Origin of the sequence: Pseudomonas sp. R4-39-08 (genome assembly GCF_003852275.1) — a bacterium.
Classification (GTDB): Bacteria; Pseudomonadota; Gammaproteobacteria; order Pseudomonadales; family Pseudomonadaceae; genus Aquipseudomonas.
Map to the genome: position 1 here is coordinate 4,389,236 of NZ_CP027733.1, position 24,349 is coordinate 4,413,584.

Consider the following 24,349-nt stretch of genomic DNA (forward strand, 5'->3'; position numbering starts at 1 on the left):
GCCGGCCCTGACCATCGCAATTCATCAGGACGCGAGGCCGTCCTACGGGGCGTTCGCCACCTTGGAAGGCTTGAGATTGTAACAAGCGCAGGTGACATGAGGCCTGAAGCGAGTGCGCAAAGCAGAGTGAATACTCGCCTTGCGCGCCGATATTTACGGCCAGTTCACAAAGTGCAGTCAGTCTCGGGCCAGACCATGGCGAATGCTTCGGAAACAACGCCTGTTAAGAGCTGAGTGCGAGCGCAGTCGCCCACACCTAGTCTTGTTTAGCCATGAGCGTGGACTCCCCATTGGAGAACACGGTAAATGCCAACCCGCTGCGGATTCTGCGCGCGGCAGCACCCGAATTATCAGGGATACGTGTAGGGTGGAGATGCACAACCGTCGGACCGTGTAGCACTAGGCTTATATTTAGACGCTTCATCTCGTCCACAGTCGCCGGTTGATTCCTCCTCCTGACCTTAGCTTTTGTTGAAGTGGTGCCTTTGTCACCACCGCTAACAAGCAGGACGCGTCCGTCGCGATACCCGCCCAATTGGCAGGTTTTGCTGGACACTGGAGTGGCCAACCACTCTTGACGCACCTGACACCGACCGTGAGAAGTCGTGTGTGCCGAACGCCGTTTCCGGCAGCCCGGAAACCGACGGTACAACATGAAAAGAATGCTGATTAACGCAACCCAACCCGAAGAGTTGCGTGTTGCACTGGTAGATGGCCAACGCCTCTACGACCTGGATATCGAATCCGGTGCCCGCGAGCAAAAGAAGGCCAACATCTATAAAGGCCGTATTACTCGCATCGAACCTAGCCTTGAGGCTGCCTTTGTCGATTTCGGCTCCGAGCGCCACGGCTTCCTGCCCCTCAAAGAAATCTCCCGCGAATACTTCAAGAAGGCCCCCGAAGGCCGGGTGAACATCAAGGACGTCCTGAGCGAAGGCCAGGAAGTCATCGTTCAGGTCGAGAAAGAAGAACGTGGCAACAAGGGCGCTGCCCTGACCACCTTCATCAGCCTGGCTGGCCGTTACCTGGTGCTGATGCCGAACAACCCGCGTGCCGGCGGTATTTCCCGTCGCATCGAAGGCGAAGAGCGCAACGAACTGCGTGAAGCGCTCAACGGCTTGATCGCACCGGCCGACATGGGCCTGATCGTGCGCACTGCAGGCCTGGGCCGCAGCAGCGAAGAAATGCAGTGGGACCTCGACTACCTGCTGCAACTCTGGACCGCCATCAAAGAAGCATCCCTGGATCGCTCCGCGCCCTTCCTGATCTACCAGGAAAGCAACGTGATCATCCGCGCCATCCGCGATTACCTGCGCCAGGACATCGGCGAAGTGCTGATCGACAGCGTTGAAGCCCAGGACGAAGCCCTGACCTTCATCCGCCAGGTGATGCCGCAGTACGCCAGCAAGATCAAGCTGTACGAAGACAGCGTTCCGCTGTTCAACCGTTTCCAGATCGAAAGCCAGATCGAGACCGCTTTCCAGCGCGTAGTCGAACTGCCTTCCGGCGGCTCCATCGTGATCGACCCGACCGAAGCTCTGGTGTCCATCGACATCAACTCGGCGCGCGCCACGAAGGGCAGCGACATCGAAGAAACCGCCCTGCAGACCAACCTGGAAGCGGCTGAAGAAATCGCCCGCCAACTGCGCCTGCGTGACATCGGCGGCCTGATCGTGATCGACTTCATCGACATGACCCCGGCCAAGAACCAGCGCGCCGTGGAAGAGAAAGTCCGCGAATGCCTGGAAGCTGACCGTGCCCGCGTGCAGGTCGGCCGCATCTCGCGCTTCGGCCTGCTGGAAATGTCCCGTCAGCGCCTGCGCCCATCCCTGGGTGAAAGCAGCGGCATCGTCTGCCCGCGTTGCAATGGCACCGGCATCATCCGTGACGTTGAATCGCTGTCGCTCGCGATCCTGCGCCTGATCGAAGAAGAAGCCTTGAAAGACCGCACCGCCGAAGTTCGCGCACAAGTGCCGATTCCGGTTGCCGCCTTCCTGCTCAACGAAAAACGCAACTCGATCACCAAGATCGAACTGCGCACCCGCGCCCGTATCGTCATCCTGCCGAACGATCACCTCGAGACGCCGCACTTCGAAGTGCAGCGCCTGCGCGATGACAGCCCGGAAGCCCACAGCGGCCAATCCAGCTACGAAATCGCCGCTGCCGCTGCCGAAGTGGAAGAAGTCCAGCCAGCCGCCGCGACCCGCACCCTGGTCCGCCAGGAAGCCGCGGTGAAGACCGCACCGGCCCGTGCCAACGCACCGGTTCCGGTTGAAGCCGCCGCTCCGGTTGCCGCGCCGGCCGCCCTGCCTGAGCCAAGCCTGTTCAAAGGCCTGGTGAAATCCCTGGTCAGCCTGTTCGCCACCAAGGAAGAGCCCGCCGCACCGGTTGTGGTTGAAAAAACCGCCGCCGAACGCCCTGCGCGCAACGAAGAGCGTCGCAACGGTCGTCAGCAGAGCCGTAACCGCAACGGTCGCCGCGACGAAGAGCGCAAGCCGCGCGAAGAACGTGCTCCGCGTGAAGAACGCGCGCCACGTGAAGAGCGTGCACCTCGCGAAGCCCGTGAAGAAACCCCGACCGTAGCCCGTGAAGAACGCGCACCTCGCGAGGAGCGTGCACCGCGCACTCCACGTGCCCCACGTGAAGACCGCAAGCCGCGCGGCGAGCGTGAAGAACGTGTGCGCGAACTGCGCGAGCCTCTGGACGCGGCACCTGCCGTTGCCGCAGCCGCAGCCGCAACCACCGAAGAACGCCCGGCTCGTCAGCCGCGTGAAGAACGCGCGCCACGTGAGGAACGCCAACCACGTGCTCCGCGTGAAGAGCGTCAACCGCGCGCCGAACAAGCCGCTGCCGCCAGCGAAGAAGAAGTGCTGACCGGCGAAGAGCAACTGCAGGAAGATGGCCAGGACAACGCCGAAGGCGATCGTCCACGCCGCCGCTCCCGTGGTCAGCGTCGTCGCAGCAACCGTCGTGAGCGTCAGCGTGATGCCAACGGCAACGTGATCGAAGGCTCGGAAGAAGCCGGCGAGCACGCAGAAGCTGGCAACCACGAACCGACCGGTGACGAACTGGCTGCCGGCCTGGCCGTGACTGCCGCTGTGGCCAGCTCGGTCATCAGCGCACCGGCTGAAGCCCAGGCTCATGAGCAGGCTGAACGCGCTACCGCCGCTGTCGAAGATAATGCTGCTTTCGAAGAGACCGCTACGGTAGAAGCGCCCGTTGCCGAGACTCCAGTGGTTGAAGCACCGGTGGTGGAAGCCACTACCCCAATCGAAACCCCAGTGGTTCCGGAAGTGGAAGTAGCACCGGTTCGCGACGCTCAACCCGTGACCGAAGTGGTTGCCGTTGAAGTCGCCCCGGTCGTCGAGCCTGAGCCAGTGGTTCAAGCGCCCGAGCAAGCACCGGTTGCTGAAGAAGCTGCTCCAGTGGTGCGTGAAGTTCGCGAAGAACAGACCGCCTTCCAATGGACCGCCGAACCTGCCGCTCCGGTTGAAGCGCCTGCGCCTGCGCCGGTGGTAGAGGAAGCGCCAACTCCGGTTGCCGAAGTCGTGGTTGCCGAGCCTGCCCCAGTGGTTGAGCCGTCCCCTGTGATCGAGCCAACGGCGGTCGTAGAGCCTGCGCCAGTCGTGGAAGCCCCGGTGGTAGCCGAAGTCGCCGCTCCGGTGGTTGAAGCTGCACCGGCAAGCGCCCTGACTGAAAACGGCCGTGCACCGAACGACCCACGTGAAGTGCGTCGCCGCCGCAAGGAAGCCGAGGCTGCCGCTGCTGCTGCAGCGTTAGAGCAAAAGGCCCAGGAAGAAGAGCACGAGCCTAAACCCCTCGTCTGATTCCATCGGCTATTAAAAAGCCCCGCCTGAGCAATCAGGCGGGGCTTTTTTTTGCAAAAAAATCAAACACACGGCTGTTCAAAGGTGGGAGGGGGCTTGCTCCCTCCCACATCAGTCGGCGCTGAAACTCAACTGTTGCGGCACATCCACATCCCATAGCACGCCAGGATCATCCACCGGCACGCCTCGCACCTGTGCCAGTGCAAACAAAGCCTTCGCGCCACGGTCGCCGGCCAATGCCATCAATGCAGGCCCAAATACACGGCCGAAAGCGACTGGATGCCCATACTGTCCGGCATGCACCGGCACAGTGATGCTTCCCGGATCGGCCAGCACACGCTCGATCGTCGCGGAACGAATAAACGGCATATCCCCCAGTACCACTAGCCAGCCCTCTGCCGAAGCACTGGCCGTGACAGCGGCGGCAATGCTATCGCCCATACCGGCCGATTCCAGCAGCAGGACCTTACAACCATGTGCCTCTGCCAACCGAATCACCTCAAGGCGTTCCGGTGAAGTCACCACCCAACGCTCAACAAGCGTCGCCGGCAGGTTCACCAACACCTGCTCGATAACCGCTCGTGTCACGCCGTCCAGGCCGACGCAATCGGCCAGCAATTTATCCCGGTCGGCACCGGCCTCAGCGCGGAAGCGACTGCCCTGCCCCGCCGCCAGCACTATTGCCGTCACTGTCACTGTGCAGCCACCGGCAGCGGCTTTTTCTGCAAGGGCGCCACGCCGTTCTTGATCGCGACGATTTCCGCCATGAGCGACAGTGCGATTTCCGCCGGCGTATGGCTGCCGATGTGCAAACCGATGGGCCCATGCAAGCGCGCGATTGCGTCCGCCGACAAGCCCAGCGCCGCCAGGTTTTCCCGACGTTTCAGCGTATTGACCCGCGAGCCCAGGGCGCCAATGTAGAACGCGCTGGAATTCAACGCCGTGAGCAAAGCCATATCGTCCAGGCGCGGATCGTGGGTCAGGCAGACAACCGCCGTGCGTTCGTCGGTCTGGATATTCAACACCGCTTCATCGGGCATGCCCGGCACGAAGCGGCCGTGTTGTTCCTCCCAACCGTAGACAAACTCTTCGCGCGGGTCGCAGATCAGCACTTCGAAGTCGAGCAGGCGCGCCATTTCCGCGACGTAGCGCGACAGTTGCCCAGCGCCGATCAGCAGCAGGCGCCAGCGCGGCCCATAGATGGCGCGCAGGCACTGGCCGTCAAAGGTCACCACATCGGTCTTGCTCGCAGGGCTGAGGGTCACTTTGCCGGTGGCCAGGTTCAGCTCCCGCGCGACAATCTGATGATCCTCGCAGCGCGCCAGCAATTGCTCCACCCAGGCCCACTCTTCCACCCGTTCTTCGGTCAGGCGCAGGGTGCCGCCGCAGGGCAGGCCAAAACGCGCCGCCTCATCGCGAGTAACGCCGTAGGTCACCAGCTGCACGGGCGGGCCGTCGGCGGGTAAACGGCCATCCTGCAGGCGTGCGATCAAGTCGTCCTCGATGCAGCCGCCGGACACCGAACCGATCACCACCCCGTCGCCGCGCAAGGCCAACATCGCTCCCGGTGGGCGCGGCGCGCTGCCCCACGTCTGCACCACGCTGTACAACACCACGCGTTGCCCGGCGCGGCGCCATTGCAGCACGCTGCGCAAGACATTCAGATCCACACTGTCCATCAGGCCTTCGCCTCCTGCCAACCCTGCAATTGATAGCGTACCGGCAGGTTACGGATGCGCTGGCCGGTCGCTGCGAAGATCGCGTTGCACAACGCCGGCGCAATCGGCGGTACGCCGGGCTCGCCGACACCGCCCAACGGCACCTCGCCGGTCGGAGTCACCAGGTGCACGGCGATCTGCTTGGGCGCCAGGGACATGCGCGCCACTTCGTACATATGAAAATTGTCCTGCTGGACCTTACCGTCCTTGAAGCTGATCTCGCCCAGCACCGCGTTGCCCAGGCCCATCACACACGCGCCCTCGAACTGCGAGCGGATGCGTTCCGGGTTGATCTGCGGGCCGCAGTCCACGGCGATATCGACCTTGTGCACAATCAGCGTGCCGTCGTCTTTGACTTCCACCTCGATCACCGCTGCCACATAGGTGACGAAACTGTAGTGCACCGCCAGCCCCAGACCACGCCCCTTGGGCAGCTTGCGCCCCCAGCCGGCGGCCTTGGCGGCAGTTTCCAGTACGCCACGCAGGCGCGCGGTGTCGATCGGGTAACGCTCGGGGGATTCGCCGTAGTTCCACTCGTCGCTCAAGGTTTTCGGATCGATCTGACGGTCCGGGCCGAGCAACTTGAGCTGGTACTGCAACGGGTCCTGGCCGGCCTTGTGCGCCAGCTCATCGACAAAACTCTGGATGGCAAAACCGTGGGGAATGTTTGACACCGAACGGTACCAACCCACACGGGTATGCGCCGCCGCTTCAGGGTTTTCCAGGCGCACGTTGGGAATGGCGTAAGCCATATTGGTAAAGCCCATGCCCAGTTCGAATGCGGCTTCGTGGTTCATGCCCGGCGCGAACAGCGCGGTAATGCTTGGCGCTACCGTGCGGTGCAGCCAGGCGGCAGGCAGGCCGTCTTTATTCAGGCCGGCCTTGAGGTATTCGGCGGACACGGTATGAAAGTAGGAATTGTGGATATCGTCTTCACGGGTCCACTGTACGCGCACGGCTTTGCCCGGAAATTGTTTGGCCAGCACGGCGGCTTCGATGATGAAGTCCGGCTTGGATTTGCGCCCGAAGCCACCGCCCAGCAAGGTCACGTGCACCGTGACGTTATCGAAGGGCACGCCCAGGCGCTCAGCGATACGCTCGCGAGTGACTTGCGGTGCCTGGCTCGGCGCCCAGGCTTCGCACTGGCCCTTGTCGAAACGGGCGACGGCGACCATCGGCTCCATCGGCGACTGCGCCAGGTGCGGCAGGTAGTAGGCGGCCTCCAAGGTGCTGTCGGCATCGCCCATGGCCTGGTCGAGGGTGCCGGTGTTGCGCACCACTTTGCCGGGCTGGCGGGCGGCGGCCTCCAGCTCCTTGCGGTAATCGACGGAGTTGTAGCCGGCGTTGACGCCGTCGTCCCACACGATGTTCAGCGCGTCACGGCCCTTGATCGCCGCCCAGGTATTGCTGGCCACCACGGCCACGCCACCGAGAGGCTGGAATTCGGAGGGGATCGGCCGGCTTTCGATTTCCAGCACCTTGATCACGCCAGGGACTTTCATCGCGGCACTGGCATCGAAGGATTTGACCTTGCCGCCATATACCTTCGGCCGTGCGATGGTGGCGTAGAGCATGCCGTCGAAATGCACGTCGGCACCGTAGACGGCGCTGCCGTTGACGATGTCGACGCCATCGATGGCCTTGACGCCTTCTTTGCCGATATAGCGAAATTCCGTCGGCTGCTTGAGGCGCAGGCTGTCGCGTGCGGGAACGGCCAGCGCACCGGCCGCAGTGGCCAACTCGCCATAGCCCAGCTCACGACCGCTCGGTTGGTGGATCACCTTGTGCAATTGCGCACGGCACTCGCTGACCGGGACCTTCCACTGCTCGGCAGCGGCCTGCTCCAGCATCGCCCGCACACTGGCGCCGCAACGCCGCATCGGCTCGTACCAATGGCGCATGCTGCGCGAGCCGTCGGTGTCCTGGTTGCCATAACGCACCTCATCACCCGGCGCTTGCTGGACCTTCACCTTGGCCCAATCGGCCTCCAGCTCGTCGGCCACCACCAGGCTGAGGCTGGTGCGCACGCCCTGGCCCATCTCCGAACGGTTGCACACCACGGTCACCGTGCCGTCGGTGGCGATGCTGACGTAGACCTTGGGGTCGTCGATCAGCCCATGGGGCATTGCATCGCCGCCATATTGCTTGACCGCATCAGCCGCGAAAGCGTCAGGCAGGCCCCAGCTGGCGGCGATCACCAGCACACCGGTGGCCCCCGCGCCTTTGAGAAAGCCGCGACGACTGAGGTTATTCAGCACGAAATCAGCGGGTAACCGGCTCATGCCTTGGCCCCCAGGTGCGTGGCCGCCTGACGGATCGCGGTCTTGATCCGGTTGTAGGTGCCGCAGCGGCAGATGTTGCCGACCATCGCCTCTTCGATCTGCTCATCACTGGGGTTGGGGTGGGTTTTCAGCAGCGCGGTGGCCGACATGATCTGCCCGCCCTGGCAATAGCCGCATTGGGCGACGGCGGTGTCGAGCCAGGCTTGCTGCACCACCTGGCCGACAGGATCGGTGTGCAGGTTGTCGATGGTGCTGATGGCCTGGCCTTTGACTGCGCCGATCGGGGTGATGCAACTGCGCGCGGGCGCACCGTCGATGTGAATGGTGCAGGCGCCGCACAGGCCCATGCCGCAACCGAACTTGGTGCCGTTGTAGCCCGCCACATCGCGAATCGCCCACAACAGCGGCATATCCTCGGTGACGTCCAGTTGATGGTCTTGGCCGTTGAGTTTCAGGGTAATCATGGGCACGCCCGCCTGTTCATTGCATGGTTAGGGGCGAGCAATCTGTTGCAAGAGGTCACGCGGTTCGGTGCGCACAGATTGGCTCAGGCTGAGGAGGCTCTCTTGTGAAGACAGGTCTTCACCGGGCCTTTGGTGGAGCATCCACGTAATGTAAACCAAAACGCTCGAAAGTCACCGCGCGCAAACGCAAACGCCCCGAACGGGTCGGGGCGTTTGCGGATAACCGAGCGGCGCAGGTTCACGCCATCAGCGGCTTACTTGATGACAGGCGCAGGGCCTTCGGCCACGCCCAGGTCGTCTTCCTGGCGGGTGTCGGAGATACCAGTACCGCCGGACGCCAGTTCGCTTTGCAGCTTGTCGGTGTCCAGTTCCTTGACCCACTTGGCTACAACGAGGGTGGCCACTGCGTTACCCACCAGGTTGGTCAGCGCACGGGCTTCGGACATGAAGCGGTCGATACCCAGGATCAGCGCCAGGCCGGCAACCGGCAAGTGGCCTACGGCCGACAGGGTGGCAGCCAATACGATGAAACCACTGCCCGTCACACCCGCAGCGCCCTTGGAGGAGAGCAGCAGCACCAGCAGCAGGGTGATCTGGTGGGTGATGTCCATGTGCGTGTCGGTCGCCTGGGCGATGAACACGGCGGCCATGGTCAGGTAGATCGAGGTACCGTCGAGGTTGAACGAGTAGCCGGTTGGGATCACCAGGCCGACCACGGATTTCTTCGCGCCCAGACGCTCCATCTTGATCAGCATGCGTGGCAGCGCAGACTCGGAAGACGACGTGCCCAGCACGATCAGCAGCTCTTCACGGATGTAGCGGATCAGCTTGATCACGCTGAAACCGTGGGCGCGGCAGATAGCGCCGAGCACCACCAGCACGAACAGCAGGCAGGTGATATAGAAGCAGATCATCAACTGGCCCAACTGCACCAGGGAACCCACACCGTAGGCGCCGATGGTGAATGCCATGGCGCCCAGGGCACCGATTGGCGCGAGCTTCATGATCATGTTGATGATGTTGAACATCACGTGGGCGAAGCGATCGATGAAGTCCAGTACCGGCTTGCCGTAGGCACCCAGGCGGTGCAGGGCGAAACCGAAGATCACCGAGAACATCAGCACTTGCAGGATGTCGCCGTTGGCGAAGGCGCCGACGATGGTGTTAGGGATCACATTGAGGATAAAGCCGACGATGCTCTGGTCTTTACCGGCCGTCACGTAGGCGGCGACTTTGGAAGCGTCCAGGGTTGCCACGTCGATGTGCATGCCGGCGCCCGGTTGCACGACGTTGACCACGATCAGGCCGATCAGCAACGCGATGGTGGAAACCACTTCGAAGTACAGCAACGCATAGCCGCCGGTCTTGCCGACCGATTTCATGCTTTGCATGCCAGCGATGCCGCTGACCACGGTGCAGAAAATGATCGGGGCGATGACCATTTTGATCAGCTTGATAAAGCCGTCACCCAGTGGCTTGAGGGCCACGCCGGTCTCCGGGTAGAAGTGACCAAGCAAAATACCGATAACGATTGCAACGATCACCTGGAAATACAGGGATTTGTAGATTGGCTGACGAGTCGTCATTGCAAAGTTCCTCAATCGTCCCGTGTGGCAAATATCCGCCATTGCCCACGACACTTGAATTGCGAACCCTCCTGCACTGGAGGGATTTGTTGTTTGCGAGACCTGTAGGAACAAGCCTGCGCTGTCATCCTTACTGCAAACGGCGCGCCACTTTACGCTAAACACCCTGAAGGCCTTTAGGCATCAGGCCCGAAGGTCTACCGGGGCCCGCTCTGGACACGAGCCAGGTGGCGGATTTCCGCCTAGCTGCCCAATGACGTCCTGCAATTTGGCGGATATCCGCCTTGTCGCCTCGTCGGGTGATGACTACCATCGCCACTCCCATGGACGAGGCCCTGTCATGCGTGAACGCACCATCGCCAGTCACTTCGCCCGCGCCGCCCTGGAGGGCGCGCGTCGGGGCGGTTACGACTACTCGGGCCTGTTGCAGCAGGCGGGCATCACCCCCGAACTGCTGAGCGAACCCCGTGCGCGTATCGCTCCGGAGCAATTTACCCGGTTGCTGCAAATGCTCTGGCTGGCGCTGGATGACGAATACCTGGGTTTCGCCGACGGGCCAAGCAAGCGCGGCACCTTTGCCATGATGTGCCATGCGCTGATTCATTGCCGCACGCTGGAAAAAGCGCTGGAACGCGGCTTATTGTTTTATAGCCTATTCCCACACGGCCCGCGCTGGCAGCTGACACGGGAAGGCGACATGGCCTGCTTGAGCCTGGACGACTCGCAACTCTGGGACCCGGACCACTTTCTCAGCGAATGCCTGCTGGTGATCTGGCATCGCCTGGGCAGTTGGCTGATCGGCCAGCGCATCCGGTTGCACCAGACCACGTTCAGCTACCCGATGCCGCCACACGCCAATGAATATGACCTGTTGTTCCCCTGCCCCCTGGTATTCGGTGCACCGAACAGCAGTCTGGTGTTCCCCGCCCGCTACTTGAGCCTGCCGCTGTTGCAGGACGAGCGCACCCTCAAGCACTTTCTCGAGCGCTCCCCCGCCGACCTGTTGTCACGCCCGGATGAAGGCGACAGCCTGAGCAGCCAGTTGCGCCGCCTGTTGAGCCGCGACCGCACGCCCTGGCCAGACCTGGAAGCCGTTGCCCAGCACTTGCATATCAGCCCACAGACCCTGCGTCGGCATTTGCGCGAAGAAGGCAGCAGTTTTCAGGCACTCAAGGACGAGCTGCGGCGGGACATCGCCATCTACCATTTGGGGCGAGCGGATTTGTCATTACAAGAGATCGCCGAACAACTGGGCTTCTCCGAGCCGTCGGCGTTTCATCGGGCGTTCAAGAAGTGGACGGGGCTGACGCCGGGGGCCTATCGGGCGCAGGAGAGTTAGAAGAGTGTTGTGGCAGAGGGCCTCATCGGGGGCTTGCCCTAATGCCAGTCAGTTAAGGCTTTTTGTAGGAGCGAGGCGGGCGGCTAGCCCTTGCTCGCGAAAAACGTCAACGATAACGCGTGCTTTCTGAATGAACGCGGTGCCTGTGAGTTTTTCGCGAGCAAGCTCGCTCCTACAGACCGCGGTGTACGCTTAACTGACTGGCATTAGGGCTTGCCCAGTCACTACCGATCACACGGCCGGAAAATGGATCCTGAACGCCGCGCCCCCCAGCGCCGAATCACCCAGGGTCAGTCGTGCGTGATAGCTTTCAATGATGTCCTTGACCACCGCCAGCCCGATCCCCTGCCCTGGATGCTGACGGTCGAGCCGCTCGCCCCGCTGCAGAATCCGCGCGCGCTGATCCGGTGGTACGCCGGGGCCGTCGTCTTCGATGCACAACTCAATACCTTCAAGGTTTTCCACCAGACTGATGCGCACTTCGCTCAGGCATAGGCGATAGGCATTTTCCAGTAGGTTGCCGAGCATTTCGAGCAGGGCGCCTTTCTCGATGGGCACGTCGCACTCGTCGGGCAGCTCGAGGGAGACGGTGACGCGTTTGTCCCGGTAAACCTTGTCCAACGTGTCGCACAGGCTTTGCAGCACCGGTTCCAGGCGGACCTGGTGGCGTACCAGGCCGCTCTTGCGCAGGCTGGCGCGCTGCAATTGATAGCCGATCTGCTGGCTCATGCGCTCGATCTGCGATTGCAGCACCCAGGCCTGGCTGCGTTCTTCGGGGCGCTGGGCCATGTCTTCGCTGACCCCCTGCAGTACCGCCAGCGGGGTTTTCAGGCTATGGGCCAAGTCATCCAGAGAGTCGCGATAGCGCGCACGCTGCTCGCGTTCGCTGTGCAGCAAACGGTTGAGGGAACCGGTGAGGCGCAGCAGTTCCCGGGGATGTTCTTCGCTGAGGCTCTCGCGGGTGCCGCCTTCGATCTGGTCCAGTTCCTGGCTCAGCCGCCGCAAGGCCTGCAGGCCCCAGGTCAGGCCAAGCCACAGCAACGTCAGCAGCACCAGCAACGCCGCGCCGAACCCCAGGTAGAGATTCTCGCGCAGGCCTTCGAGGGTCAATTGGTACTCGCGCACCGGTTGCAGGGCGACGATGCTGAAGGCCGCACTTTTGCCGCCCAGCAACCGGACCTCGACGTCGTAGACAAAAAATTCCTGGCCGTTGGCCTCGCGAATGCGCGCAAATTCGTTGCCGCGTCCATCGTAGCGCGGCTTGTAGTTGATGTTTTCTTCCTGGGTCGCCCGCGAACGCCACACCAGGTGGCCTTCACGGTCGTAGATATAGCCGAGCAGGCGGCTGTCGGTCAGGTTGAAGCGTTCATCGGGCAGCTGCGCCGGCATCAGCAGCCGGTTATTTTCCACGCGTGCCGCAGAGATCAAGGTGGTTACATCTGACGCCAGGCGTTGCTCGATAGAATCCTGCAACGCCAGGCTGAACGCGCCTTGCATGGCGGGCAGCAAGCCCAGCATGAACAGCACCGCCAGGGTGGCGGCGGCCAGCATCAGGCGCACGCGTAGCGAGCGAATCAACGGCAGCGCTCATTGAACAGGTAGCCCAGGCCCCGCACGGTGTCGATCGGCTTGAACCCGGCCGGCCCTTCCAGCTTGCGGCGCAGGCGACCGACCAGTACTTCGATGACGTTCGGGTCGCGCTCGTCGTCATCGGGATACAGCTGCTCCATCAAGCGGTCCTTGGCCACCACTTGTTGATGATGGCGCATCAGGTACTCGAGGATCCGGTACTCATAGGCGGTCAGCGCCAGCGGCTGCTCATCCAGCGAGGCTTGCTTGCGATTGAGGTCCAGCAGCAGTGGGCCGGCAACGATGGTGGATTGGGTAAAGCCGCTGGAGCGGCGCAGCAAGGCGTTCATCCGCGCCTCCAGCTCTTCGAACTGGAACGGTTTGACCACATAGTCGTCGGCACCGGCAGCCAGGCCTTCGACTTTGTCCTGCCAGTTGCCACGGGCGGTAAGAATGAGGATCGGAAAGGTCTTGGCCTGGGTACGCAGTTGCCGGATCAGGTCCAGGCCGCCCATGCCGGGCAGGCCCAGGTCGATGATCGCCAGGTCATGGTTGAATTGGCCGGTCTGGTATAGGGCTTCCTCGGCATTGGCCACAGCCTCGACGACGTGGCCGCTGTCGGTCAGGCGGGTAAACAGGTGATGACGCAACAGCGCCTCATCTTCCACCACCAGCAATTTCATAAGGCTCTCCAAGGCAATTCAACAGTCCGACCGAGGGATATCATAGCGGCCCTGCACGTCTTGCGGGCGCAGTTTAATGCCATTGTAGTGGCCCGACTCAAGCGCGTAGCCGGTGCGGTAGCCCGGTTTTGGGACGCCAGCGCTCAGCGACTGGCCCCACGGGGCGGCCTGGATGCTCACCTCTTCGAAGCTGACCCGCTGGATCAGGTTGCTGGATTTCCTGTTCTTCTCGCGGCCAAAGCCGGCAAAGCTGCTATCGCTGGCTTGCACGCCGGCGGTGGCACTGAGCATGGTCAACGCCAACATCAGCTTCTTGATCGCAGTCATGGTCGTTACCTCGTACGCATTCAGGCTGTGACGTCCAGACTACGCAAGCGCCCCTGAACTCCCCCTGAACAGGCTTTGAACCTGGCCTTGACCGCAACGGGCTATGCACTGGCGCGCCAACTCGGCAAAATGTCGCGCATGATGCCCCTACCCGCCTGTTGTACCCCACTCGATGCCCATTGGCCGCTGCCTGCGCCCTTGCCTGGCACCGTATTCTTGAGCACGCGTTTCGACCCGGCCTTATTGAACCCTGAGGATTTTCAGCGCAGCGCCGTGCCGCCACCGGCGAGCATCCAGCGCTCGGTGGCCAAGCGCCAGGCGGAATTCCTCGCCGGCCGCCTGTGCGCCCGTGAAGCGTTGCAACGACTGGATAATCTCGACTGCATCCCGGCCATCGGTGAGGACCGCGCGCCGATCTGGCCAGGGCATATCAGTGGCTCCATTACCCACAGCACCGGGCACGCCGCAGCAATTGTCGGGCATAAGGCGCAATGGCGCGGGCTGGGGATGGACCTGGAGAACCTGCTGGCGCTGGAACGGGCGGAACGCCTGGCGGGGGAAATTCTCACCGTGGATGAACTGCAGCGCATGGCGGCCCTGCCCCGTGAGCAAATCGCCTTGCTGGTGACACTCACGTTTTCGGCCAAGGAAAGTCTGTTCAAGGCGCTCTACCCGATCGTGCAGAAGCGCTTCTATTTTGAGCATGCCGAGGTGGTGGAATGGTCACTGGCGGGGCAGGTGCGGCTGCGGTTGCTGACGGACCTGTCCAGTGAGTGGTGTCATGGCAAGGAGCTGGTTGGGCAGTTTGCGGTGGAGGGGGAGCAGTTGTTGAGCCTGGTGGCTGTCGGCGCTTGATAGACAGTCATCGGGGGCAAGCCCCCTCTCACATTTGGAATGCATGGCAATATCAGGGTTTCTCCTGATCCCTGGGCCAGCTCAGACTGAAACACGCGCCGCCCAGGTTATTGCTCTTGCTGATCAGCGCCCGCCCGCCATGCCAATGGATAATCCGCCGCACAATCGACAGGCCCAGGCCATGCCCGCCCGAGGCGCGGGTGCGGCTGTCGTCCAGGCGCAGGAAGGGTGTGAAGATGCGTTCCCAGGCGCTTTCCGGCACGCCGGGGCCATCGTCTTCCACGTCGATACGGCAACGCACCTGCCCCACCTGATAACTGATCAGCACCTGGCCCTTGGCGTGGCGCATGGCGTTACTCACCAGGTTCTGCAGCGCGCGATGCAGGTAGCGGGGTTCGGCATCGACCCAGGCATCCTGCCAATGCGCCGATGACAGGCAGGTACCCCGGCTGACGCTGACCTGCGGGCGCAGTGGCGACAATTCGCCGATCACCTGATCGAGCAATGCATCGAGGTCGACGCGCTGGAAGTTCAACGCCGGCGCGCCCTGCTCCAGGCGCGCATAAGTGAGCATTTCATCCACCAGGCCATCGAGGTCCTGGATATCCCCGTCCATGCCCTCCAGGTATTTGCGCCGTGCCTCGGCCGTGGTGGCATCGCCCAGCATCTCCAAGCCGAAGCGCAGGCGCGCTACCGGCGTGCGCAGCTCGTGGGACACCGCACGCACCAGTTCACGCTGAATCGCCAGCAATTGTTGCAGGTGCTCGGCCATGCCATTGAACGCGGCCGCGAGCCGCCCCACCGAATCGGCGCCACGGGCCGGTACGCGAACTTCCAGATTGCCCTTGGCGATACGCGTGGCCGCCGCCTCCAACCCCTTGAGCCGGCGCTCGAGCTGGCGCACCAACAGGTAGACGATCAAACCGATCAGGGTCAGGCCGATCAGGGCGATCAGGACCAGCCATTGCGCGGGGTACGGGTTCATTTGATACAGCGGGCCGATCTCCAGCACCCACGGCGTGCCGACCATGCCGGCGAACACGCGGATCGAGTCGCCGCCCTTGCCGAGAGCCATCACCGTATCGCCCTCCGCCACGCGACGGCGCTGGTCGTCGTCCATATCGGCCTGGTCGAGGGCCATCAGGTGCATCTCGAAACCAAAACCCTTGGCCTGCTTGAGATCAGCCAAACGTTGCGGCTGCTCGGCCACCGGGAACCGCACCAGTTCGTCGGCCAGCAGGTAGATCGTAGCGCGGGCCAGTTGCTCGCTGATCTGCTGCACTTCGCCGGTGAGCACCAATTGCTCCGGTTCGCTGACCAGGCGCACTACGCGCGCGGCATGAGGACCGGTCTGTTCCACCAGGACCTGGCCACGTTGCAGGCGCTTGCGCTGGCTCAGGTCGAGCTGTGCATCAGCGAAGGTGCGCAACTGCAGCGGGATGCCCAGCAATCGTTCCCACACCGCCAACGCGCGCTGGCGCTCGAGGGCGCTCATGGGCTGCAGGTTGTCGCCCATCAGCGCAAAGGTGCCGTGGGCCAGGCGCTCGCGGTATTGGTCGCTGCGCACATCGTTGAGCAAGTGCAGCGCCAGTACGCCCAGCAACGCGACCAGGATCAGCGCGGCGCACATGCCGCCGTAGATGCGCAGGAAGATCGAGTTCACAGGGGCATATCGGCGGCGGCTTCAGGCACGAACAGGTAGCCTTTGCTGCGGATGGTCTTGATCAGGCGCGGGTGGATCGGGTCATCGCCGATCTTCGGGCGAATACGTGAGATGCGCACATCAATCGAGCGATCCTGGCCGTCGTAGCCAACGCCACGCAGGGCAATGAAGATTTCTTCGCGCGAGAGAATGCGCCCGGCATTCGCCACCAACAGCCACAGCAGATCGAACTCGGCACTAGTCAGTTCGATACCCTTTTGGTGCAACCAGGCCTCGCGCAAGGCGTTGTCCACCACCAGCGGGCCGAATTGCAGGCGGCGCTGGTTTTCCACCACAACCGGTAACGCCGGCTCGCTGCGCCGCAGCAGGGCCTGGATGCGTGCCAGCAACAAGCGCGGGCGCACAGGTTTGCACACGTAGTCGTCGGCGCCCAGGTCCAGGCCGAGCACCTGGTCCATCTCATCGGTACGCGCCGTCAGCATCAGGATCACGCCCTCATAGCGCTCGCGCACCTTGCGGCAGATGCTCAGGCCGTCTTCGCCCGGCAGCATCAGGTCGAGGATCACCAGGTCCGGTTGTTCGGCGACGATGCGCGCTGCGGCCTGGGCGCCGTCGTTCTCCACCGACACCCGCAGGCCGTTGCTCTCCAGGTATTCGCGGGTCAGCTCGGCCAGCCGCTCGTCGTCCTCGACAATCAATATCTGCCAGGGTTCTTGCTCCACGCGGTGTCCTCATTGTTATAAGAAATGCTGATGGTCGACACGGTCGAGGCATACCCTGGTTGTCATGTATTGAGGGCATAACGAGGGTCGATTGTAGCCACGGGCCAACCCCTGAACACAAGCCTGGAAATCCATTCGGTCATGGCGTTTTTTTGTGATAGGGTTCGCGCCCTCAAAAATCCAACCGACAGTTTTTGCCTGGAAATATTCGGTGACAGGCGGCGTAATCCAGCAGTACTGCGGCCTACACGGGCGTTCCATGATTCATACACATTTTACCCACAGCGTTATCCACAGGTAGTGCGTTGCTAAGCCCCCAAAAACGCATTATCTTGTACCTCGGCTCTTCCAGAGACCCTACATGTAGGGTTTTGGTAATAAGCGCCCAACCACATAAGCAGCTCGAAATTCAAGCGTTTTATTGCTAGCACAGCGTGGAACCAACCGATTATCAGTAGACCAAACCGCTCACGCGGATGGCAGCTGTTTTTCATCCAAGTCATGGAAAACGGTACGGGTGTTGCAGGAAAGCCTGGCACTCGCAATCAAATATAGAACGTGGAGACAACCCCCCATGCAAACCGACACAACTCGCGAGAACCCGCAGGGCTCCGTGCCGCAGGCCGCTGATTCGAATATGGATCTGGCCGCCACTGCACCTGGCCAATTGCGCGTGATCAAGCGTAACGGCACTGTCGTTCCTTACACCGATGACAAAATCACCGTCGCCATCACCAAAGCGTTTCTTGCAGTTGAAGGCGGCACCGCTGCCGCCTCGTCGCGCATCCACGACACTGTTGCACGCCTGACCGAACAAGTGACCGCGACCTTCAAGCGCCGCATGCCATCGGGCGGCACTATCCACATCGAAGAAATCCAGGACCAGGTCGAACTGGCCCTGATGCGTGCCGGCGAGCAGAAAGTTGCCCGTGACTACGTGATCTACCGTGACTCCCGCGCCAAGGAACGTGCCGTGCACGCGCCGGCCGCCGAATCCGTCCAGGCGCATCCTTCGATCCGCATCACCCTGGCCGATGGCAGCTTTGCGCCGCTGGACCTGGGCCGCCTCAACACCATCATCACCGAAGCCTGCGAAGGCCTGGAAGAAGTCGATGGTGACCTGATCCAACGCGAAACCCTGAAGAACCTGTACGACGGCGTGGCCCTGACCGACGTCAACACCGCCCTGGTGATGACTGCCCGTACCCTGGTCGAGCGTGAGCCGAACTACTCGTTCGTCACCGCGCGCCTGCTGATGGACACCCTGCGCGCCGAAGGCCTGGGTTTCCTGGGCGTGGCCGACAGCGCCACCCACCACGAGATGGCTGACCTGTACGCCAAGGCGCTGCCCGCCTACATCGCCAAGGGTATTGAATTCGAATTGCTGAACCCGATCCTGGCCACCTTCGACCTGGAAAAACTCGGCAAGGCGATCAACCACGAGCGCGACCAGCAGTTCACCTACCTGGGCCTGCAAACCCTGTACGACCGTTACTTCATCCACAAGGACGGGATCCGCTTCGAACTGCCGCAAGTGTTCTTCATGCGCGTGGCCATGGGTCTGGCGATCGAAGAGAAGCACAAAGAAGACCGTGCGATCGAGTTCTACAACCTGTTGTCGTCCTTCGACTACATGTCGTCCACGCCGACCCTGTTCAACGCCGGTACCCTGCGTCCACAGCTGTCGAGCTGCTACCTGACCACCGTGCCGGATGACCTGTCGGGCATCTACCACGCGATCCACGACAACGCCATGCTGTCCAAATTCGCCGGTGGCCTGGGTAACGACTGGACGCCGGTTCGTGCACTGGGTTCGTACATCAAGGGCACCAATGGTAAATCCCAGGGCGTCGTACCGTTCCTCAAAGTAGTGAACGATACCGCCGTAGCCGTAAACCAGGGCGGCAAGCGCAAAGGCGCTGTGTGTGCCTACCTGGAAACCTGGCACATGGACATTGAAGAGTTCATCGAGCTGCGCAAGAACACCGGTGATGATCGTCGTCGTACCCACGACATGAACACCGCCAACTGGATCCCTGACCTGTTCATGAAGCGTGTCTTCGATGACGGCAAGTGGACCCTGTTCTCGCCATCCGAAGTGCCGGACCTGCACGACCTGACTGGCAAGGCCTTCGAAGAGCGCTACGAGTACTACGAAGCCCTCACCGAGTACCCAGGCAAGGTCAAGCTGTTCAAGACCATCCAGGCCAAAGACCTGTGGCGCAAAATGCTGTCCATGCTGTTCGAAACCGGCCACCCATGGCTGACCTTCAAAGACCCGTGCAACCTGCGCAGCCCGCAGCAGCACGTCGGCGTGGTGCATAGCTCGAACCTGTGCACCGAGATCACCTTGAACACCAACAAGGACGAGATCGCCGTTTGCAACCTGGGCTCGATCAACCTGCCGAACCACATCGTCAACGGCAAGCTGGACACCGTAAAGCTTGCGCGCACCGTCAACACCGCCGTACGCATGCTCGATAACGTGATCGACATCAACTACTACTCGGTGCCACAGGCGCAGAACTCCAACTTCAAGCACCGTCCGGTCGGCCTCGGCATCATGGGCTTCCAGGACGCTTTGTATCTGCAGCACATTCCTTACGGTTCGGATGCCGCCGTCGAGTTCGCCGACAAGTCCATGGAAGCGGTCAGCTACTACGCGATCCAGGCTTCCTGCGACCTGGCCGACGAGCGCGGCGCCTACGAGACGTTCCAGGGTTCCCTGTGGTCCAAGGGCATCCTGCCGCTGGATTCGCAACAGATCCTGATCGAGCAACGTGGCCAGAAGTACATTGACGTTGACTTGGAAGAATCCCTGGACTGGGCGCCGGTACGTGCCCGTGTGCAGAAAGGTATTCGTAACTCCAACATCATGGCCATCGCACCGACCGCGACCATCGCCAACATCACTGGCGTGTCGCAGTCGATCGAACCGACCTACCAGAACCTGTATGTGAAATCGAACCTGTCGGGCGAGTTCACCGTGATCAACCCGTACCTGGTCCGCGACCTGAAAGCCCGCGGCCTGTGGGACTCGGTGATGATCAACGACCTGAAGTACTACGACGGTTCGGTGCAGCAGATCGAGCGCATCCCGCAAGAGCTCAAAGAGCTCTACGCCACTGCGTTCGAAGTGGACACCAAGTGGATCGTTGACGCCGCCAGCCGTCGTCAGAAGTGGATCGACCAGGCGCAGTCCCTGAACCTCTACATCGCCGGCGCTTCGGGCAAGAAGCTCGACGTGACCTACCGCATGGCTTGGTACCGTGGCCTGAAAACCACGTACTACCTCCGTGCCCTGGCCGCGACCAGCACCGAGAAGTCGACCATTAACACCGGTAAGCTCAACGCTGTTTCCAGCGGCAACCATGGTGATGATTCGGTACTCGCTGCGCCTGCCGGCCCGGCACCGGTGCCGAAGGCTTGTGCGATTGACGAGCCGGATTGTGAGGCTTGCCAATAAGCTGAGCACGCCCTGGGTTTGACCCCAAGGCTGAAAAGCCCCCGATAGGCCTCTGGTGTATCGGGGGCTTTCTTTTGCCTGGTGAAACGTTCGTGCGCGGCTAAAACAATACGGTTGCGATACCCGCCTGAGGCACACCGCCTCGACGGCCCCACAACTCAACCCGCCCGTTGATCACCGCCATGGAATGCCCCCCGTACGCGACTGTACCCACCTTGCTGCTTCGCAAGTCGGCATCCGTAGCCTGCCTGTAATGATTCCTGAGCCCCAAACGGTCTAACCCTTCACGAGAGTACTCACCATCGTTCACACTTTTCATCGCTTCAATAAAACCCTTCCCAGCCGTGCCATCGTTGTTCTCCATTTGTGCCCGCTTGGCACTCATCGCAAACATGAAGTTGGCATCCGTCATCATTTGTGGATCATCACCCTTAAATCGTGCATAGGTTGCCGCTTGTTGCAATTCGTCCTTGGTTAACTTGTAGACCTTGTCGCTGTCCCTCATGACCACCTCGTAACCATTGGCGGTCTCTTTCACACTTTTGTAAATGTCTGTCGGTTTCTGGCCGAAATGCATCATGGCGGCCTTTATTGCAGAAACGGTAACGCAATTGCCATCAGGCCCCTGGCTGAAGCCACTCCAGATATTGTCCGGCTTTTTCCCCGGATTACTGTTATCAGGCTTGTAATTGAAATGCTTTGAGCCTTCGGTAATCGGCTTGTTGCTCATGGACTCGACAGGACCAAATCCCTCCGGGCTCACTCTACCGCCGCCACCTCCTCCACCACCGCGACCTCCCGGCGGCGGCGGGGCAGGCGGTGCTACATCATCATTGGGAAACCATTCCTCCAGCATCCGTTTGAGGAACTCAAGGAATTTGTCATCCGCTTCCTGGATCAGCTTGTTAAGCACTTCCTTGAATTTCTCATCACCCAGTTTCTGGCGCAGCTCATTCAACTTGTCGCGCAAATCCTGAGCCGTCTGGGTCTTGGAGCCTTGTTCGGCATCGAACAACTGGTTGAGTAATGTCTTGACCGCGGACACTTCACCAGCAGGTTCGGGGGGAGCTGACTCCCTACGCGCAATGACCGGTACATGATTTATGCGTCCAGCACCTGGCGCAGATATTCCTGAGCTCCACATACCAAGCCCTCCTCACTGATTCTTGAGCCCCCCAGGGCCGTTGCCCGATCAGTGGTGCGCCAGGATTGAAGCGTTCCTTCTCAAGCATTTCCGGGCGTTACCCGATGTGCCGCAGGCTATTTTCTTACGCCCACAAAAAAGCCCCTCCTAAGAGGGGCTTCTTGTCGAGCGCTACCGCATCACGTCATCTGAATGATGGTCTGCATGATGGTGCTCTGGGTGGAGATGGTCTTGGCGTTCGCCTGGTAGTTGCTCTGGGCCTTGATCAGGTCCACCAGCTCGTTGGTCAGGTTGACGTTGGAGTTCTCCAGGGAGTTGGCCACGATCGAACCCAAGGTGCCGGCTTGTGGGGTGTCGTACCCAGGCTGGCCCGAAGCGAAGGTCTCTTTCCAGGTGGTGCTGCCGGCAGGTTGCAGGCCTTGTTCGTTATTGAAGCTGGCCAGCGAGATCTGGCCGATGGCCTTGCTCTGCTGATTGCTGAAGGTGGCGAACATTACGCCGTTACCGTCGATCTTCAGGCCGGTGATCTGGCCGGTGGCATAGCCATCGGTGACCGGAGGGTTACGGTAGGTGGCCGAATTGTATTGGGTAATGTTGGCCATGTTGACGGCAATCCCGCCCGGGTTGGCGTTCGCGCCGTTAGCCTTCCACACACCATTAGTCACTGTGCCCGGCACCCAGCCTGCAACGGTGAGCGTCTTATCGGACACACCACCGGTCACCACGCTGGTGAGTTTGCCCGCGCCATCGAAGGTCAATGTCGACGCCACAGGCGGGGTCGATGGGGTGCCCGTCGGTGCCGAACCATCAGGATTGCGACCGTCGATCAGGGTGTAGGCATTCCACTTGTTGCCGTCGGTTTTCACCAGGTACTGCACCATTGGGTGCGCGTTGCCCTGGGAGTCGTACAAAGTGGTGCTGTATTGAGTGGTGAAGGTATCGGTCTTGGTGGGGTCGAACGGCTTGGCCGTTTGGTCGATCACAGGCTCCGAGGAATTCAGGTTACTGGTGGAGTCCACCTTGGTGGACGCCTTGGGCGGCAGGTTAGTCAGGTTCAGTTGCAGGTCGGTGAGCCCGCCCTTGATGATCTTGCCGTCATCATCCGCTGCGTAACCCTGCAGGCGCGAGGTACCCGTGTTGTTGGTGATGAAGCCGTCTTTGTCGGCACGGAAGGCACCGCTGCGGGTGTACTCCAGCGAACCGTCGCTGCCCTTCTGTACGAAGAAGCCACCGCCCTGGATCGCCATGTCCAGGATACCGCCGCTGCCGTTAACGTCACCCTGGGTGAATTGCTGGGACACCGCGGCCAGGTTCACACCATTGCCGATGCTGTTCTGGCCGGTGCCCAGTTTGGACGCCGCGTAGATATCCGCGAACTCTGCACGAGACGACTTGAAACCCGTGGTCGCGACGTTGGCGATGTTGTTGCCGGTCACGTCCAGTTGTTTGTTGGCCGCATAGAGGCCGCTAAGGCCGATATTAAAAGACATGTTTCTCTCCCTCTGCCGTATTTAGCCGGCTCTATGTACCGATAGTCTGAATTTGCGACAGCTTGACGCTGCCCATGCCGCCTGCCAGGTTCAGCAGCATCTCGCCGCCGGTCTTGCTCAGCGTCACGCTGGTGACGGTTGCCGGCAGCGAAGTGGCCAGGGCAACCGCATCGCCCTTGTCATTCTTGGTGGAGGCCGCGAAGGTGTAAGTACCGGCTGGGGCCACCTCACCCGCTTCGTTCTTGCCATCCCAGATAAAGTCCGAAGTCCCTGCGCTCTGAGCGCCCAGATCGAGGGTGCGCACCACGTTGCCGTCTTTATCGGTGATCTTGACCGAGACATTGCCCGTCGCCGCTGTCACCGCCACCGAACCGGTCATGCTCTTGCTGGTATCGACCAGCGCCTTGTCGGTCTGGGTGATGATCGAGCGTCCTACCAGCGACGAAGCCTGCAGCGCCTGGGAAGAACTGAAGTTGCTCGAGATGTTATTCACCGAGTCATTCAGGGTATTGATGCCTTCCAGGCTGCTGAACTGCGCCAGCTGGGCCACGAACGCACCGTTATCCTGCGGCGACAAGGGGTTCTGGTTTTTCAGCTGGGTCACCAGCAGTTGCAGGAATGCATCCTTGCCGAGGGCCTGGTCGCCGGTGGCGGCCTTGGAAACATTCGCTACATTGTTTGAAGCGTCCTTGACCTTGGAATTGAAGAGGTCCTGGACTGCCGTATTGTTCGACGTATCAACGATGGCCATTATTTGGCGCCCCTTATCACTGACCCAGGGTCAGGACCTTCTGCATCATGGTTTTGGCGGTGTTCATCATTTCCGCGTTGGTCTGGAACGAGCGACTGGCGGAAATCATGTCGGCCATTTCCTCGACCACGTTGACGTTGGGGTAGTAGACGTAACCCTTTTCGTTCGCCGCCGGATGGTTGGGCTCGTAACGCGCCTCGAGGTTGCTCTGGTCTTCGACCACGCCCAGCACCTGTACGCCTTGACCGGCGGCATCCTGGTTCTGGAACAACGAATCACTGCCGCCGCTCTGGCCGCCCTGGAACATGGTGGCGAACACTGGATGCCGGGCGCGGTAAGTCTGGTCAATGCTCGAAGACACGGTCTCGGCGTTGGCGATGTTACTGGCGACGGTGTTCAAACGCGTGGTCTGCGCGCTCATGCCACTGCCGGCAATATTGAAAACACTGGACAGGGACATGGC

The 24,349-nt window shown here is 61.3% G+C and carries 18 protein-coding genes; 4 read left to right on the forward strand and 14 right to left on the reverse strand.

Annotated features, from left to right (window positions below; translation table 11 throughout):
- Positions 1-653: 653 nt before the first annotated feature.
- On the forward strand, positions 654-3,827 hold the full coding sequence (rne, locus tag C4J88_RS20230) for a ribonuclease E (RefSeq protein WP_218567105.1): 3,174 nt from the start codon (positions 654-656) through the stop codon (positions 3,825-3,827).
- A gap of 111 nt (positions 3,828-3,938) precedes the next feature.
- Here rne and C4J88_RS20235 read toward each other — a convergent pair whose 3' ends face one another.
- From C4J88_RS20235 to C4J88_RS20255, 5 genes are all read right to left on the reverse strand, one after another.
- Complete coding sequence (locus C4J88_RS20235; RefSeq protein ID WP_124407953.1) at positions 3,939-4,523, reverse strand: NTP transferase domain-containing protein; 585 nt, start codon at positions 4,521-4,523, stop codon at positions 3,939-3,941.
- The gene (locus C4J88_RS20240) at positions 4,520-5,506 is read right to left on the reverse strand and encodes an XdhC family protein (RefSeq protein WP_124368034.1); all 987 of its coding nucleotides are present in this window, start codon (positions 5,504-5,506) and stop codon (positions 4,520-4,522) included. The genes C4J88_RS20235 and C4J88_RS20240 overlap by 4 nt, the downstream gene beginning before the upstream one ends.
- Positions 5,506-7,827, reverse strand: coding sequence for a xanthine dehydrogenase family protein molybdopterin-binding subunit (locus tag C4J88_RS20245; protein WP_124407954.1), 2,322 nt, complete (start codon positions 7,825-7,827; stop codon positions 5,506-5,508). Before C4J88_RS20245 ends, C4J88_RS20240 begins: the two co-directional genes overlap by 1 nt.
- Positions 7,824-8,291, reverse strand: a complete 468-nt coding sequence (locus C4J88_RS20250; RefSeq protein WP_124405028.1) for a (2Fe-2S)-binding protein — start codon at positions 8,289-8,291, stop codon at positions 7,824-7,826. The genes C4J88_RS20245 and C4J88_RS20250 overlap by 4 nt, the downstream gene beginning before the upstream one ends.
- Before the next feature lie 254 nt (positions 8,292-8,545).
- Entirely contained in the window at positions 8,546-9,877 is a 1,332-nt protein-coding gene (locus C4J88_RS20255) for a dicarboxylate/amino acid:cation symporter (protein ID WP_124407955.1), read from the reverse strand.
- 340 nt (positions 9,878-10,217) lie between these two features.
- On the opposite strand from C4J88_RS20255, the gene C4J88_RS20260 reads away from it, so the two are divergent.
- A complete protein-coding gene (locus C4J88_RS20260; RefSeq protein ID WP_124368037.1) occupies positions 10,218-11,216 on the forward strand; it encodes an AraC family transcriptional regulator in 999 nt (332 codons plus the stop codon).
- Positions 11,217-11,447: 231 nt separating this feature from the next.
- Here the strand turns inward: C4J88_RS20260 and C4J88_RS20265 are convergent, their stop codons facing one another.
- Genes C4J88_RS20265 through C4J88_RS20275 form a run of 3 tightly spaced genes read right to left on the reverse strand, consistent with a single transcriptional unit; the run spans position 11,448 to position 13,795 of the window.
- Complete coding sequence (locus C4J88_RS20265) at positions 11,448-12,794, reverse strand: ATP-binding protein (protein ID WP_124368038.1); 1,347 nt, start codon at positions 12,792-12,794, stop codon at positions 11,448-11,450.
- Complete coding sequence (locus C4J88_RS20270) at positions 12,791-13,468, reverse strand: response regulator (RefSeq protein WP_010208358.1); 678 nt, start codon at positions 13,466-13,468, stop codon at positions 12,791-12,793. The genes C4J88_RS20265 and C4J88_RS20270 overlap by 4 nt, the downstream gene beginning before the upstream one ends.
- Before the next feature lie 18 nt (positions 13,469-13,486).
- Entirely contained in the window at positions 13,487-13,795 is a 309-nt protein-coding gene (locus tag C4J88_RS20275) for a hypothetical protein (protein ID WP_124368039.1), read from the reverse strand.
- 138 nt (positions 13,796-13,933) lie between these two features.
- On the opposite strand from C4J88_RS20275, the gene C4J88_RS20280 reads away from it, so the two are divergent.
- Positions 13,934-14,650 (forward strand): 4'-phosphopantetheinyl transferase, encoded by a 717-nt coding sequence (locus C4J88_RS20280; protein ID WP_124369011.1) that lies wholly within the window; start codon positions 13,934-13,936, stop codon positions 14,648-14,650.
- 52 nt (positions 14,651-14,702) lie between these two features.
- On the opposite strand, the gene C4J88_RS20285 is transcribed toward C4J88_RS20280, so the two are convergent.
- Together C4J88_RS20285 and C4J88_RS20290 are read right to left on the reverse strand one after the other, a co-directional pair.
- Positions 14,703-16,313, reverse strand: coding sequence for an ATP-binding protein (locus C4J88_RS20285; protein WP_124407956.1), 1,611 nt, complete (start codon positions 16,311-16,313; stop codon positions 14,703-14,705).
- Positions 16,310-17,035 carry a response regulator gene (locus C4J88_RS20290; RefSeq protein ID WP_124407957.1) on the reverse strand — a complete coding sequence of 242 codons (726 nt, stop codon included), beginning with the start codon at positions 17,033-17,035 and terminating at the stop codon, positions 16,310-16,312. Before C4J88_RS20290 ends, C4J88_RS20285 begins: the two co-directional genes overlap by 4 nt.
- A 574-nt stretch (positions 17,036-17,609) precedes the next feature.
- On the opposite strand from C4J88_RS20290, the gene C4J88_RS20295 reads away from it, so the two are divergent.
- Positions 17,610-20,501, forward strand: a complete 2,892-nt coding sequence (locus C4J88_RS20295) for a ribonucleoside-diphosphate reductase subunit alpha (protein WP_124368042.1) — start codon at positions 17,610-17,612, stop codon at positions 20,499-20,501.
- Between the two features lie 100 nt (positions 20,502-20,601).
- Here the strand turns inward: C4J88_RS20295 and C4J88_RS20300 are convergent, their stop codons facing one another.
- The 4 genes from C4J88_RS20300 to flgC form a co-directional block, all read right to left on the reverse strand.
- Positions 20,602-21,645, reverse strand: coding sequence for a hypothetical protein (locus C4J88_RS20300; protein ID WP_124368043.1), 1,044 nt, complete (start codon positions 21,643-21,645; stop codon positions 20,602-20,604).
- A gap of 179 nt (positions 21,646-21,824) precedes the next feature.
- A complete protein-coding gene (flgE, locus tag C4J88_RS20305) occupies positions 21,825-23,135 on the reverse strand; it encodes a flagellar hook protein FlgE (protein ID WP_124368044.1) in 1,311 nt (436 codons plus the stop codon).
- Between the two features lie 31 nt (positions 23,136-23,166).
- Entirely contained in the window at positions 23,167-23,886 is a 720-nt protein-coding gene (flgD, locus tag C4J88_RS20310; RefSeq protein WP_124368045.1) for a flagellar hook assembly protein FlgD, read from the reverse strand.
- 16 nt (positions 23,887-23,902) lie between these two features.
- Entirely contained in the window at positions 23,903-24,346 is a 444-nt protein-coding gene (gene flgC, locus C4J88_RS20315; RefSeq protein WP_024076985.1) for a flagellar basal body rod protein FlgC, read from the reverse strand.
- Positions 24,347-24,349: the final 3 nt, after the last annotated feature.

What these genes read in the sequence shown, in the direction of transcription:
- rne (WP_218567105.1), top strand. Translation starts at nt 654, where the DNA reads ATGAAAAGAATGCTGATTAACGCAACCCAACCCGAAGAGTTGCGTGTT.
- C4J88_RS20240 (WP_124368034.1), bottom strand. Translation starts at nt 5,506, where the DNA reads ATGGACAGTGTGGATCTGAATGTCTTGCGCAGCGTGCTGCAATGGCGC.
- C4J88_RS20245 (WP_124407954.1), bottom strand. Translation starts at nt 7,827, where the DNA reads ATGAGCCGGTTACCCGCTGATTTCGTGCTGAATAACCTCAGTCGTCGC.
- C4J88_RS20250 (WP_124405028.1), bottom strand. Translation starts at nt 8,291, where the DNA reads ATGATTACCCTGAAACTCAACGGCCAAGACCATCAACTGGACGTCACC.
- C4J88_RS20255 (WP_124407955.1), bottom strand. Translation starts at nt 9,877, where the DNA reads ATGACGACTCGTCAGCCAATCTACAAATCCCTGTATTTCCAGGTGATC.
- C4J88_RS20260 (WP_124368037.1), top strand. Translation starts at nt 10,218, where the DNA reads ATGCGTGAACGCACCATCGCCAGTCACTTCGCCCGCGCCGCCCTGGAG.
- C4J88_RS20270 (WP_010208358.1), bottom strand. Translation starts at nt 13,468, where the DNA reads ATGAAATTGCTGGTGGTGGAAGATGAGGCGCTGTTGCGTCATCACCTG.
- C4J88_RS20275 (WP_124368039.1), bottom strand. Translation starts at nt 13,795, where the DNA reads ATGACTGCGATCAAGAAGCTGATGTTGGCGTTGACCATGCTCAGTGCC.
- C4J88_RS20280 (WP_124369011.1), top strand. Translation starts at nt 13,934, where the DNA reads ATGATGCCCCTACCCGCCTGTTGTACCCCACTCGATGCCCATTGGCCG.
- C4J88_RS20295 (WP_124368042.1), top strand. Translation starts at nt 17,610, where the DNA reads ATGCAAACCGACACAACTCGCGAGAACCCGCAGGGCTCCGTGCCGCAG.
- C4J88_RS20300 (WP_124368043.1), bottom strand. Translation starts at nt 21,645, where the DNA reads ATGTGGAGCTCAGGAATATCTGCGCCAGGTGCTGGACGCATAAATCAT.
- flgE (WP_124368044.1), bottom strand. Translation starts at nt 23,135, where the DNA reads ATGTCTTTTAATATCGGCCTTAGCGGCCTCTATGCGGCCAACAAACAA.
- flgD (WP_124368045.1), bottom strand. Translation starts at nt 23,886, where the DNA reads ATGGCCATCGTTGATACGTCGAACAATACGGCAGTCCAGGACCTCTTC.
- flgC (WP_024076985.1), bottom strand. Translation starts at nt 24,346, where the DNA reads ATGTCCCTGTCCAGTGTTTTCAATATTGCCGGCAGTGGCATGAGCGCG.